At 43.3% G+C, this 14,082-nt stretch carries 11 protein-coding genes; 5 read left to right on the plus strand and 6 right to left on the minus strand.

What is annotated here, in order from left to right; genetic code table 11:
• A partial coding sequence (locus tag P5674_RS19510; protein ID WP_315642929.1) for an HNH endonuclease signature motif containing protein occupies positions 1-239 on the plus strand: 239 nt, incomplete at its 5' end.
• Between the two features lie 121 nt (positions 240-360).
• Positions 361-3,489 (plus strand): diguanylate cyclase domain-containing protein, encoded by a 3,129-nt coding sequence (locus P5674_RS19515; RefSeq protein WP_006618854.1) that lies wholly within the window; start codon positions 361-363, stop codon positions 3,487-3,489.
• Position 3,490: 1 nt separating this feature from the next.
• Here the strand turns inward: P5674_RS19515 and P5674_RS19520 are convergent, their stop codons facing one another.
• From P5674_RS19520 to hetZ, 3 genes are all read right to left on the minus strand, one after another.
• Entirely contained in the window at positions 3,491-5,833 is a 2,343-nt protein-coding gene (locus tag P5674_RS19520) for a transglutaminase TgpA family protein (protein ID WP_006618855.1), read from the minus strand.
• Between the two features lie 77 nt (positions 5,834-5,910).
• Complete coding sequence (locus P5674_RS19525; protein WP_006618856.1) at positions 5,911-6,906, minus strand: hypothetical protein; 996 nt, start codon at positions 6,904-6,906, stop codon at positions 5,911-5,913.
• Entirely contained in the window at positions 6,899-8,059 is a 1,161-nt protein-coding gene (gene hetZ, locus P5674_RS19530) for a heterocyst differentiation protein HetZ (protein ID WP_006618857.1), read from the minus strand. The genes P5674_RS19525 and hetZ overlap by 8 nt, the downstream gene beginning before the upstream one ends.
• Positions 8,060-8,250: 191 nt before the next feature.
• On the opposite strand from hetZ, the gene P5674_RS19535 reads away from it, so the two are divergent.
• Together P5674_RS19535 and P5674_RS19540 are read left to right on the plus strand one after the other, a co-directional pair.
• Positions 8,251-8,739, plus strand: coding sequence for a hypothetical protein (locus P5674_RS19535; protein ID WP_006618858.1), 489 nt, complete (start codon positions 8,251-8,253; stop codon positions 8,737-8,739).
• A gap of 289 nt (positions 8,740-9,028) precedes the next feature.
• Entirely contained in the window at positions 9,029-10,468 is a 1,440-nt protein-coding gene (locus P5674_RS19540; RefSeq protein ID WP_006618859.1) for a CHASE3 domain-containing protein, read from the plus strand.
• A 91-nt stretch (positions 10,469-10,559) separates the two neighbouring features.
• On the opposite strand, the gene sds is transcribed toward P5674_RS19540, so the two are convergent.
• A complete protein-coding gene (sds, locus tag P5674_RS19545) occupies positions 10,560-11,531 on the minus strand; it encodes a solanesyl diphosphate synthase (RefSeq protein ID WP_006618860.1) in 972 nt (323 codons plus the stop codon).
• Between the two features lie 802 nt (positions 11,532-12,333).
• On the opposite strand from sds, the gene P5674_RS19550 reads away from it, so the two are divergent.
• Positions 12,334-12,456 carry a hypothetical protein gene (locus P5674_RS19550; RefSeq protein ID WP_006625852.1) on the plus strand — a complete coding sequence of 41 codons (123 nt, stop codon included), beginning with the start codon at positions 12,334-12,336 and terminating at the stop codon, positions 12,454-12,456.
• Positions 12,457-12,916: 460 nt separating this feature from the next.
• On the opposite strand, the gene P5674_RS19555 is transcribed toward P5674_RS19550, so the two are convergent.
• Positions 12,917-13,531, minus strand: coding sequence for a 7-carboxy-7-deazaguanine synthase QueE (locus P5674_RS19555; protein WP_006618861.1), 615 nt, complete (start codon positions 13,529-13,531; stop codon positions 12,917-12,919).
• Complete coding sequence (locus P5674_RS19560) at positions 13,528-13,893, minus strand: translation initiation factor (RefSeq protein WP_006618862.1); 366 nt, start codon at positions 13,891-13,893, stop codon at positions 13,528-13,530. Before P5674_RS19560 ends, P5674_RS19555 begins: the two co-directional genes overlap by 4 nt.
• Positions 13,894-14,082 lie beyond the last annotated feature (189 nt).

Here is a 14,082-nt window from a genome sequence, read left to right on the forward strand (position 1 = left end):
CAACCAGGAAAGGACAAGCAATCGATACACCAAATAGGGTAGCAAAACTACTCAAAAAGCAAAAAGGTAGATGTACCTGGTGCGGGCAATACTTTACCCCATCAGATTTAATTGAAATAGACCACATTGTACCTAGAAGCCATGGCGGAAAGGATGAATACAAGAATATTCAATTATTACATCGCCATTGTCACGACAATAAAACAGCTCTTGATGAAGAGATGATGCTGTACTCTTAACAAGGAGACGGTCAAATTAGGAGCCGTATGAGGTGAAAGTCTCAAGTACGGTTCTGTATGGGAGGGGGAGATGGCGACATCTCTCTCGACCCCTACTTAGACTCTTGTTATATGGGGGTCAGTGGCATTGGACCTTTTACATCGATGGTTACACTTAATTAAAAGGCGATTTAAAGACTACTGGGTAGCTTTATTCATTGGTGCGATCGCCACTCTCGCCATTCTGGTCATTTGGCAAAAACTCTACATCCGAGAGCAACGGCATTTGGCACAACTGGTTCAGCAAGAAGCCAACAACATCCAATCTATCCTCAATCGAGAGTTATCCAGCCGTATTGTATCCTTAAACCGTCTCGCCAAGCGTTGGGAACTCAGCAATGGCACTCCCCGAGAATTTTGGGAAGCTGATGTCAGTAACTATTTAGAGGATACTCATGGCTATCAAGTCATCCATTGGGTAGATCCATCTTTTATCATCCGTTGGATAGTTCCTTTAGAGGGAAATGAACAAGTCCAGGATATGGATTTAAACCAAGAACATCGTCAGCGAATTAGTTTACAAGTAGCCAGAGACCTCAATCAGATTATTCTGAGTAAACATATTTCATTAGTTGAGGGAGGCGAGGGATTTCTAGTAATTATTCCCCTATTTGTGAATGAGCGCCATGATGGGTTTATTGTGGGAGTCTTTGAATTTACAGCTTTATTTGATGGTATTTTGCCCCTATCTCCCTTATATACGACTCAAATATATGACCGGGGGTATTTGGTTTATAGCAATGGTGATTTATCAGAATCCCCCTTTCAACAAACCTCCCTAGTCCGCGCCTATGGGTCGGATTGGACAGTCCAAGTTTCTCCTCAACCCCTTTGGATTGAACAGGGAAAATCTCCCCTGCCTACCATAGTTTTATCAGCCGGTTTAATCATAGTTTGGACTATGGCACTCACCGTCTATTTAGGTCAGTATTCTTGGCGTTATGCTCACGAAACCCGAAAAATTAACCATAAATTGCAAAAGGAAATCATCCACAGACAGCAAATAGAAGCCATCCTCCTAGACTCCCAAAGACAATATCAAACCCTCGTCGAAAATTCCCCGGATATTATTCAACGCTTTGATACCAATTTTAAACATATTTATGTAAGTCCAATTTTAAGCCAATTAACCGGAATTCCTAACTATACTTGGATTGGCAAAACTTGCCGCGATTTTCCCTTCTCAGCAGCCATGGCTAATAGTTGGGAGGCGGCGGCGAATCAGTTACTAACAACTGGTGAAAAACAGATGATTGAATTTGAAGCCGAGACAGTTAATGGTTGGCGTTATTTGGAAATGGCGATCGTCCCAGAAATTAACGAAGCCAAAAATATTACATCTATCCTTTGTATTTCCAGAGATGTCACCGCACGCAAACAAGCCGAAACTTCCCTTAAACTTAGTCAAGCCAAGTTTGAAGCCTTGGCAACTAATATGCCGGGAATGGTCTATAGTTACTGTCCGCACAACTCCGAAAAGCCTCATCATTTTAAATTTGTGAGTCATCACTGTTTGGATATTTTTGAATTAGAACCTAATAGGATTCTAGCGGACATCAATTCTCTGATCAACTTAATCCATGAAGATGATTTGCCCTCTTTGCGTGCTTCAATGAAACAATCTTTTGAGCAATTTTTACCCTGGTATTGGCAGGGTCGTGTTATTACTAATTCGGGCAGCATCAAGTGGGTAGAATGTAATGCTCAACCCCAGTCAACACCAGAAGGTAATATTTGGCATGGCATTGTTTTTGATATTAGTGAACGCAAAAAATATGAAGAAAATCTGCGCCGATTTCAGGGTATTGTTGCCACCACAGCGGAAGCGATCGCCTTAATTAATCGTGATTACATCTACCAAATTGTTAATAAAACATACGCCAATTTAACCAAAATATCTGAGGATTGTATTATTAATAATACCATCGAAAATGTATTGGGTAAACAGATTTTTAATCAAACAGTTAAACCTCTTTTTGATAGATGTCTAGCAGGAGAAATAGTCCGCTACGAAGCCTGGTTCAATTTTCCGGGAAAACCCAGGTTTATCGGAGCCACCTATTCCCCTATTTTGCAACCGGATAACACCGTCAAGGAAGTGATTGTCACTGTCCGAGATTTAACCTCCTTAAAACAGGCAGAAATTGCCATGAAAAAGCAATCTGATAGACAGGATATCTTATCAAAAGTCACCAATAGAATCAGGCGATCGCTCCATCTTCAGGATATCCTTAATACTACAGTTGTCGAAGTCTCCAAAGTTCTGGGAAATCACATAGTTTTAGTCTGTAAATTCCAGTTAAATTGGAGTCATAAAATCATTGCTCATTCCGAGGAACTATGTAGAGACTATCACCGACTTTTTTGTGTCATAGATCCCGTAATGACCATAAAAATTGACCAGATGATTTGGCAAATTGCCCAATTATGTCGCAGCGGACAAATTAATGCTTCTGTGGAAATGTGGCAACAATTTCAAGGACCGACTCATTTAATCTTCCCCATTTGGTTAGAAGACGACGAACTTTGGGGACTACTTATCGCTTATTTTTCTTCAGAAGATAGCAACTATAAACCCGCAGAAATCGAGATGCTGAAACAACTAACAGAACAGTTAGCGATCGCCATTCAACAAGGCGAACTCTATCATCAGCTTCAGATAGCCCATCAGGAACTCGAGAAAGTCTACAACCTTGATGCTCTGACCGGAATTCCTAACCGCCGCCATTTTGATCACGTTTTACAGCATGAATGGTTACAACTGCAACGGGAACAACAACCCCTATCAATAATTATGTGTGACATCGATTATTTTAAGTGTTATAATGACACTTACGGACACATTGCCGGGGATAAATGTCTGGAAAAGGTAGCTGATGCTTTAAAAAAATGTCTGAAACGACCGAGGGATTTAGTCGCCCGTTACGGTGGTGAAGAATTTGTCATTTTATTACCCAATACACCCACAGAAGGTGCCATAGAAATTAGCCAACAAATACAGGAAGCTGTGTTTGAGTTAAATATGGAGCCCGGCGCAATTCCCGCTAACTTTCAACGGGTGACTATGAGTATGGGAATTGCCAGCCAAATTCCCACACCACAACAATCACCAACTCAACTAATTTTTACGGCCGACTGCGCCCTCTACCAAGCCAAAAACAATGGCAGAAACCAATATGTTATTGGCGCAACAGAGAGCCATAGGTTCTAAATTATCTGCGTCTGTATCGATGCCGAAATCCCTTGAAGTTCTGGGCTTGTTCCAAATTTTTAACTAGCTGTTGCAGTTGAGTTAAATTTGTGTTTCTGCGTCCATATCGCCAATGTACATAAGTTTGACAAACCTCTGAGATCGCCTCAGCTTCATCAATAGAACATTGATTAGCGATCGCCTCTGCATACTCTACCGGAGTTTGGGCCGGATGTTTCGGATAACCCCGTTGGGCTAACAATGCCAACAGTTTTTGATATAGTCTTTCTTCCGGCGGTAATTTAGCCAAGCGTCGCCTCTCCCGCCAATTTTTCAATCCATCCCACAGCAACCAACTTACGAACCCGAAACCAGATAAAGCGATCGCAGCCGTAAACAAGCCAACCCATCCCCTAGTAAACAGATCCATAAACCAGCGGATAACCATATCCACCGCCGCGAAAATAGTCGCTAATATCCTCTGCAAACTATTTGTTACCGGAGAAGGCAACCATCCCGCCACCCAATTCCAAAAAGCTCTCAGGGCACTAAAAGTTTGATTTTCCTCAATAGAAGGCGGAATTAAATCCATTCCCGGAATCGGATTAAAAGCAAACCAACCATAGTCAGGAAAATAAACCTCAGTCATCGCATGGGCATCAGTATTTTTAATCACATATAACCCCGTAAATGGGTTAAACTCACCCGGATCAAAACCTGCCGTTAGTCGCGCCGGAATGCCAATCGAACGCAACATAATTGTTAATACCGTCGCAAAGTGATCTGGATAACCGCCTCTGATAATTTCTCCCTCTGGACTATCTTCATAGCCAAACAAAAACGCCTCCACCAAATCCTCATCAGGTCTCAAAAAAGGCGGGTCTTCTTGTAGCTTATAAACCGGACTTTGTTTTAAGTATTGAGCCAAATAAAGGGATATTTCATAGGGAGATGTTAACGCTTGTTGCTCAGGGTTGGATTGATTCCGCGCCGCCAAAATCTCCTCGGTTCTTTCCCGCACCCTGTCCCTAATTTCATCAGGAACCTGTAAATAGTAATCACGAATAGCTTGTGTGTAGTCTGTGGAGGCTTGACCTAACTGGGTGCGGTTACGATAGGGGACTCTGGAAATCACCGTATAGGTTAATCCCTCCCGCAACATCAAAGGCGATCGCAAAGTTCCCTCTGGGTCTATGGCAATTTCCTCAGTCGGGAAATACAATTGTTGAGCCTGTTTTAAAGCCGGGATTAAATTAGGTAATTGAATCACCGCCGTATAACTTTGGATTACCTCCCTAGTCCTAGCCTGTGTCGGTCGCTGAAACAGATTAAACAGATAGGACCACCAAGCGCGTTGGACAGTTTCTGCTTGCTCATTACGGGAAATTTCCCATCCCTGACCCGTGTACTTATCAAAGCCAATCACCCGAAAAAATCCCCGCGCTTGCGATCGTACCCTCAGCAAAACCTGCGGCCTTAAATTTCCCCTAAGATTCTGATTAATCCGAGTATTAAAACCATAATATTGAACCTCATCTAAAATACCCGCCCCCGACTCCTGATTCTGTCCAGTTCCCGACCCTGTGCCATCTCCAGAATCTCCCGTATAACCAGGGTTAAAAATTTGTCGCCCATCAAATTCCCCTCGTGGCATTTGAATAGGGGAACTCATCGGAAAGTTCCGCAGTTGATAGCCAGGAAACCGAGGAAGCAGCGCAAAAATCACCAATCCCAAAGCCACAATAGCCAGAAAGCTAACCCCCAAAAACTTGAAATTCAAGTTAGGAGGAATCCTCAATTTTGTAGAACTAGCCTCCGACGGTTTCAACTTCTCCAATCCCAACCGGGAACGATAATCTAAGATTAAAGTCGGCAAAGAGATCGCCAAAAACACCAAAATCACCGGCCCAAAAGTCAAAGTTTGGCTAAGAGTACCCGCCACCCCAAGTAAAATCAACCCAATGACCATGGAATAGCCTAGATCCTTGCGTCGTGGCAGATCAAAGCTATGGAGAACCTGCAAATTAATTAACAGTTGTGCCAAAACAATTCTGGTATCGATCAACTCCAGTACTAGACGACTGAAAAAAACCGCCATTGCTACCAACATTCCTATAGCAATACAAAATTTAGTGGGCACATTACGATGACGACGACGAAACCAACTCCAGGTCGCCCCCACCAAACTGACAGGGATAGCCCATAGATTTAGTGGCTCTTCGATCGCTACATCAGTGGCAATAATGCCAACCACCACTAATAACTGCACGAAAACGCGGAGCAGAAGTGAGTCTTCTGGCTCAGGTTGAGGTATTGCTTCGATCCGTCGCCATAATTGGCTCAAGATAGGGATATCGGCTGTCATGGATTTGAAAATTGGGTAATCACTCTCAGATTACTGTAACCCATATTTCTAAAAAAATCAGCTTCACCTATCAATATTTAACTAATCATCCGAGGGTAAATCGCAAAACAGAGGGGACTTTGTTCGCAGTCATAAAACAATACATTCAGGCGATAGATATGATTAGGCTCTGGATCTACCAGTTCCATGGTCATATATCCCTCTGAGGTACGTCTAGCCGTGGTTTCGCCATGATTTCCCTTCAATTGCAGACATCCACCCGCCGGTAAGTTAGCCAAAATCATTAAGCAATTACCATAATCGCGGGTCTGATATTCGGCTTGTACTGTTAAAACTCCTAAGCTAGTTTCCCACTGCTGAAGCGCTACCGACTTATTCAAAAAACAAGTTATCGTCAGCGTATCGATAATTTCTCGCGCCGCCAGTAGCAGCAAAACCATTTGCTGTTGTTGACTAGCGTCCTCATAGGCGGGGAGTTGTAGCTTCTTCAACTCAGGATCACGGACTTCCCCCAAAACCAGCCTACCTGCCCATTCATTAAGCAAATCAGAGGCTTGTGGGAAAAAACTTTCCACCGCTTCCACCAGTTTCGCTCCCTGTTGTCGGGTTGAATGCAAAACCTTCTGACAAGGAGTCAGAAGAGCAGCAAAAACAGTTTCTGGTAAAAAAGTAGACCATTTCAGGTTTTCCCTTTGAGCAGTCCACCAAGAAGGGTTGGGAACCATCGGATCGCTAATCACGTCTGGATAGATAGCATCAGCGCCGAGTTCAGTTTCCCAAGGGAATAGCGGTGGTTTTTGTTGGATCTCAATTCTTAACCTGTTTTTTAACAGGCTCTCAAATCTGTCTTTCACGGTTGGTATCTCTCCCAGTTTAATTGGTTCGTCGTTGGGGTAGAAAACGTCAATCTCTTCATAGTCGGGTAGGTCGGCTTCTGACCACCCTGGTTCTTCGACCCTAGAACTATTTGCTAATTGCTCTGCTGAGGAAGCAGTTTCAAGGGGTTGTGATTCAGACCCATCGAAAAAATGGCACTCGGAGAGTTGACGATCTGGATTTATTTCGTTATTCATCAGTAGATGCACTCGCTCCGGACACTGAACGATTTCTAAGCTCCCAGGCTAATTCTAAAACTTTAAACCACCGCTTTTGTGCTTGAGTCGCCTTGCAACCTAGCTTTTCGGCGATCGCATGATCAGATAGCCCCTTTTGCTTTAACCTTAGCAAATCCTTTTGATCTTGGCTAAGTTGATTCTGGAAATCATCCCACTCCTGCGGGAGTAAACCTAGATTACGATCTAAGTCCACTTCTAACCACTGATGCACCAATTCCCAACGATAACCCAACGCAAATCTCAACAAATGATATTTAAATCGCTGTTGAAGATAATCCCGTTGGCGAGGGGTTAGCCCCAAAATTGCCTCTATCTCTCGAGTTGGCAAATCTTGCATTCGCAACGTGAAATAATCGGCGCAGTCTTTTTGATTGTGTTCCTCAAGATATTTGATTAACTCTTCTACAACCGTTTGTCGTAGAGATTCTAGTTCTGGTTCGTTCGACTCAGCCACCATCGCGGCTCGCACCTCTTGTACAGATGAGTCGTTCCAGGTTTGATCACAGTCCGGTCTGCTTCCCTCTGCGGCTTGCTCGATATCAACAAACGCTTCTCTGGGTTGTTGTTGAGAAAATGTCTGCGATCGCAGAATGATGAGTTGTTGACTACGACCCCTGGCTAGAGGAATACGTCGTTTTCCATATCGTTCCGTAAAGGCTAGATATTCGGCTAGTTCCAGTAATGTCTGGGGACGATAATCTACCGAAACTTGGTTTTCCTTACGGAACGCATTTAGTGATTCAACATAAAACCCCTGTAAAAAGTCCCTAATTAGTTCCAATCTCGCGTGATAACTTGATTGAGCTTGGCGCGGTGTGATATATCGATAAACAATGGCACTCAAAGTGCTGTGGAGTTCCAACGGTGCCTGCTTTGACCTCAGTTGGTAATAGTGAAGACATTGTTGTAAGCGATGCTGTGCGAGTGTCATCGCCCAAGTCTCCACATCCCCCGAGGCTTGGATGCGCTGGCTTTCTGTGCAGATCCGAATTGCTTCTTCTGTTAAACGCCAAGCGATATCCTGACAGTTCTGCTCAGATGCCTGGGTAGCCTGTTTTAGCTCACCGGACAACCGTTGAAAAATTCTATCGCTCTGGCAGATTTCCCCCATGATGATAATTTAGTAACAATGACCCTAACCTATGCTTTCCAGTAAAGCCTCTGAGTTTCCGGAGGGTTTCCCAATCGGGTCGTGTTTAGTTACGATCACAACACTGGAAATTTTCTAGTCACCTATCTGATCAATTGGGGTTTTCTCGGTTATCATGTAGCGCGAAAATCAGCACCTACTCAACTTTAACAATGGATTTAGACCAACAAATTCAAGCCTTGATTGAAAATGCCCCCCAGGATGGTTCGACTCCTGACATTATTAAGGCGATCGCTCCCGGTCTCAAATTACTGGCCGCCCAATTAGTACACCTACAGTATTTTGTTTTGACCAGTGTTGACCAAAATTGGGTATTAACTACTCTCGGTAATGTGGATAATCCGGATCTACAAAAGCAAGTTATTTATGCTTTTTCTAGTTTAGATGATGCTTCCGTTCACTCTACTATCGATATTTCCACTTCTGTTGTCGCTGTCCCGGTTCCTGTCATCCACATTTTATTTCAGGCGATCGCTATTCCCCAACTAGATAGTTTTATTTTCTTTGATCAACCTGGTCATCTTGATGCCGCTACCGAGGTCAAACGTCAAGATGTACAGGATACTATCCAAGTTTACCTACAACAATATCAGTCTCTGCGTCGCTCTAAATCTCGCCCTATCCCTCCAGATATTGCTTAAATCAGTTGACTGTCCCCCCTTCTGCCTACCTTCTCCCTGCCCCTACCCTCTGCCCCTGCCCTTTAACCCCAAAACTCCGTTTCTTAATTGTTTCTTAATTGCCAAAATTCCTAGGGATTTTATATAATAAAAACGACTATTAATTAACCCCCCCCAACTTTTTCCTAAATCAGTTCCTTGCATCTGCCCTTTCCGCCTAGGGTTAAGGTGGGACGAAGGAGACAGGATCCATCACAATAACTGCTCACACCGTCAAATTTTTCTCTGCAAAATCTGGCAGCTTTTTATTATGAAAATTAATCGAGTCATCTATTTAGGATTTGGTGCAATTTTTCTATTAGTCGGCATCAGTAGCCTAGCGTCAGAGTGGCAACAAAGAAATCAAGATCAATCATTTAAATTGGTAGTTCATACCTACGAGATTAAGCTAAATTTACAGGATATTCAAAAAACTTTAGTGGATGCCGAAAATTCTCAAAGACTATTTATTATTACTGGAAATGCCAACTTTTTAGAACCCTATTATTCAAGCCAGAGAAAAATTCGGAGTGATTTAGAAAATTTATCCCAATTGCTGCAAGTTAATCCCATACAAACCCAGAGATTAACCAATATTCAAAACTTAACCAACCAAAAATTAGCGTCACTTGAACAAGGTATCAACTTAGCCGGAGCCGGAGAATCCGAACAAGTTTTAGCCTTGGTTGGGGGTGTCGGAAAACAAATTATGGATAATATTCGCCTTGAAATTAATAGGATGATTGACGAGGAACAAAAATTATTGAGTGACCGAAATGAGGGTTATCAACTCATTAAACAATGGGCGGCAATCATTAATTGGGGTACTTTTATTTTAGTAATTACCAGTGGCTCGATAATTAGCTTTATTGTAGTTCGTGTTATCATGAGCCCTATTCAACAAGTTACACAGGTTATTGCTACCTCCTCAGCGGAAATTGCCGTGGCTACTGAACAACAACAGAGACTCGCGAGCCATCAAGCTGTTTCTATTAATCAAACCACTAATGCTATTGAACAAATTAGTGAAGGTGCTAAACAGTCAGCCGAGGATGCTGATCATGCTTTAGGCGGGGCTCAACAGGTTTTAGATATCAGTGAAAATGGCAATAAAGTAGTTCAACAAAACTTGGCAAGTATTGTCGAATTAAATAATAATGTGGCAAATATCTCAGAACAAATTGAGGTTTTGAGACAGCATACCGGGGAAATAAGCACTGTATCTAATGTAGTATCTAGTTTAGCTAATCAGACTAATATATTGGCTCTGAATGCCTCTGTTGAAGCTGTGCGTGCAGGAGAAGCAGGTCGAGGATTTGGTTTGGTGGCGGTGGAGGTTCGTAAGTTATCAGACCAAAGCCAAAAATCAGCTAGACAGATTGATAATTTAGTTAGCCTGATTCAAAATTCCCTCAAATCTACCATTGAAGCTGCAGAAAAAGGAACAGAAAACGCTAAGGTGGGTATGGAAATGACCGAAAATACTGCTCATGTATTTGTAGAAGTGGCTGATGGCATTAAAAATGTGGTCAGCAGTAATCAAAAAATTGCTCAAATTTCCCAACAACAGGCGATCGCTATTCAGCAAGTTGTCACAGCTACTAATTCTATTAATCATGCAGCAGTGGAAACTGCTAGTGGAATTAAACAAACCCAAGTCGGTTTGGAAAACCTGAATCAGGCAGCCCAAACTCTCCAGGTTTTAGTTTGACAAAGTATCAAAAACTGGCAATTGTCACCATGGAAATTGACACAAAATCCTTGATGGGGGAGATTTCGCCACCCCCACCGAACCTAATCAATTAGTATATTCTACTCACCACATAGTCCCCTAATTCCACCAGAGCTTGACGAGACTCCGAAGGGGGTAACTGGTTGATATGTTCTACGGCGACCTGGGCGTGGTGGATGGCGAGTTCTCGGGATTTATCAATCCCAGAACTTTCTTGAATTAAGGCGATCGCCTGTTCCAAGTCCCCATCTTGAGCAAATTCGCGATCGATCAGAGTTTCCAGAAAAGGCTTTTCTGCTAAAGCAAACAGGGTCGGGGCTGTCAGGTTTCCGCTTTTGAGATCCGAAGCAGCCGGTTTACCTAGAGATTCCGTCGAACCTGTAAAGTCTAAAATATCATCGACAATTTGAAACGCCAAGCCAATATTACGACCATATTTATACAAATCTTCTGCTAGTTCTGCTGAAACTCCACTTAACAGACCAGCCGCCTTAGAGCTATTAGCGATTAAAGAAGCTGTCTTGTAGTAACTCTTTTCGAGATACGCTTCAATGGACAAGCTAGTATCAAATCGATTCAGTCCCTGTTGAATTTCTCCCTCCGCCAGATCCATGATCACTTGTGACAGAAGTTTAACTACCTCTAAGTTGTCCAGGTTGGCTAAATACCAGGAGGACTGGGCAAATAGAAAGTCTCCGGCTAAAACCGCCACCCGGTTATTAAACAAACTGTGAACTGTCGGGACACCCCGCCGCAGTTCTGATTCATCCACCACATCATCATGAACCAAACTAGCAGTATGGATCATTTCTGTGATTTCAGCTAGACGGCGGTGCTTAGGTATGATTTCATGATCGGGCATGGTTGCCCTAGATATTAGCAGCACGATCGCCGGACGCACCCGTTTTCCCTGTACGCTAAATAAATGCTCTGCTGCTGCATACAGGATCGGGTGACGAGCGCCCACCAATTGTTTCAGGTTATCGGTTAGCAGTTTTAGGTCTGCTTCAACGGTCGAAAATAGAAGAGTGCGAGAGGTCATGGGTTTGCCAACTCAGGCTGGATGATTAACAAAATTTTACATATTATAGTTTGATTTTAAGCTAAGGCTCTCATCTCGCCAAACTCTCAACTAGGATTATAGCCCACCTGAGCATCAACTTTGATATTCACCACACCTCCATCACGTCTAATTAATTGTGAAACCCCCACAGGGCGGGTTTCTTCATCTTAGGGCGTACCAGATGTAATTCACAGATGGGGCCCACATCTACATGATCTCTGCCCTCTGCCCTCTGTCCTGTCCCTTCTCCTCTCTCGCCGATTACCTATTGTCCATGATCCGTTGTCCATTGTCCCCCAAAAAAATTTTTCTCATAATTGGTACAATTCGTTAATTTTGTGTTAGCTTAATTATTAAGAGTTTAAAAAAATTCTACACATTAAGGGCAACAGGTGTGGCAGCCAAATATTAACTGGCTGTTGTTGCACAGGTTATCCACGGAAAAGGGGATAGCCAGGGGCGATTTTAGAAGTTCCTGAGCTGGCATCAGATTATGGTGTGGCAGCTTGGTGGGTTCAAGACCAATCAGCACAGTCTAGGCTTATATTTAGGCGGCGGACTAGCTGTAGAGGTCTGGTAACTTGGCATAGGTATTAGGGAAACTTTCTGGAGTTGCAAATCTCTGGTTAGTTGATGTTGGTGTGCCTGGTGATATCCCCTATTAGATAGCGATCGAAACCCAGCTATAACCTGCCGTTGGAAACCTGCCCCTATGTATATGTAGCGACTGTTAAACTCCCATATATGCTCCTCTCTCACACACAGACTAGCCGCACCACCTATGAACTACCACGAATTACCGTTAATGATTCCCTTACTCGCCACCGGTTATGTGTTGACCATTTATTTGCTGTTGATGGTGGCTAAACATACAGCAGCCCGATTTTCTCGCTTTCGCTCTTAGTTATTTTGTAACCGATTATTAATTGACTGAAAACAACCACTCCCATTTTGCGGAGTGGTCTTTTCTGTGATGAAATATTATTCACGCAAACAGACTCGGTAAAATTACTTAGTTATATAGACAGTAGGCGATCGCGATCGCTATGCAGAGCGACTGACAGTTACCCGCCGGTCTGAAATAGCCGTGTCTAATTTTTCCCAAGAGTAAATAAAAGGGAAACTTGCCAGAGAGCAAGATTCCCAATTACTTTGCACTGAACCATGGAATAACTGGCAAACACCACCTCGTCGCCCCTCCGATTTATAGTGGAGGCAATTGCGACAAGTGGATGGAGTAGTCGGTGGAGTAGAATTTTTGATCGGCATGACAAACCTCCCGAGAGCCCTTAATTTATTGTTGATCAAAATCAATCAAGAACCTGTTATCTAAACTACAGTTTGCCAAGAAATATCAATCAATCTTATTGCACACCAATATACTTATGAAGCTGAACGGAAAGCCGATAACCTGGAAACTGTTTTAATTTTTCCAATACCAAAGGCAAAGTGCGCTCTATATCAGTCCACTGCGGTTGTAAAAACACCGGAATCGTAGAATTTTCCGCCAAACGGCATCCATAAAACTCCAACTCATCCCCCACATCAATCACCAACTTAATTTCCGAAGCCCGTCGCCACATTGGTGACACCACCGGATAACCGGGGCTGATATGTTCCTTGGGACTCAGAGTTATCCAGCACAGATCAGAAACATCTTGCCAAAATGCGCCCGATGTCTCAATAGAAACCTGCCTCCCACTGTCTTCTAATACCCTCACCAAATCAGGTAACTGAGGATATATAAACGGTTCACCCCCAGAAATTACCACCCTTGGCGACACCAACTCCGCCAAAAGTTGATCAAAACTACGCACATTCCGGGGTAAACCCTTCCCCCCGTCAGCATATCCGGTATCACACCAAGGACAGCCCACCGGACACCCTGCCAACCGAATAAAATCTACAGGAGTTCCCGCCCAATAACCCTCTCCTTGGATAGTTTGCTGAAAAGTCTCATGTACTGGAATTGTAATCATCCGCCGCTTTTTTTAGCTTTATATCCCAATTGAGTCAGTATTTGCAGCAATTTATCAGTATGATCACCCTGAATTTCCAGAGTTTGGTCTTTCATGGTTCCCCCGGTGCCACACTGATTTTTCAATTGTTTTAATAACTTACTCAGGGTCTGGTCATTGCTTTGAAAGCCAGAGATAACTGTGACTGTTTTACCACCGCGTCCCTTACGAGTTGCCTGCACTTTTAAGTTTTGCTGCTGGGGGGGTAAGTCCGGCACTCCTGGTTCCATGGCTTCGGAATTAGAAGAATTGCCAAACTCTGAGTAAGCAATCCGATTTTTCTGAGAGGATTTACTATCAAAATTTCCCTTAGATGGGGCCATAACTCATTACCCAATAACATACTAAACTGGGAAGTCACCCCTACTTGCATCTTCCGACTCAGCAGGGGGAACTATTTAACCTATAGCGGAAAACCGCCAAGAGTGGCAAGTTGATAATTGTTAATTGGGTGCTTTGACTACTCCCCGCGCTAAAGCGACGGGGATTCCCCGGAGGGATTACAGCACTTT

Source organism: Limnospira sp. PMC 289.06 (assembly GCF_032350395.1).
In the GTDB taxonomy this organism is placed as follows: Bacteria; Cyanobacteriota; Cyanobacteriia; order Cyanobacteriales; family Microcoleaceae; genus Limnospira; species Limnospira platensis.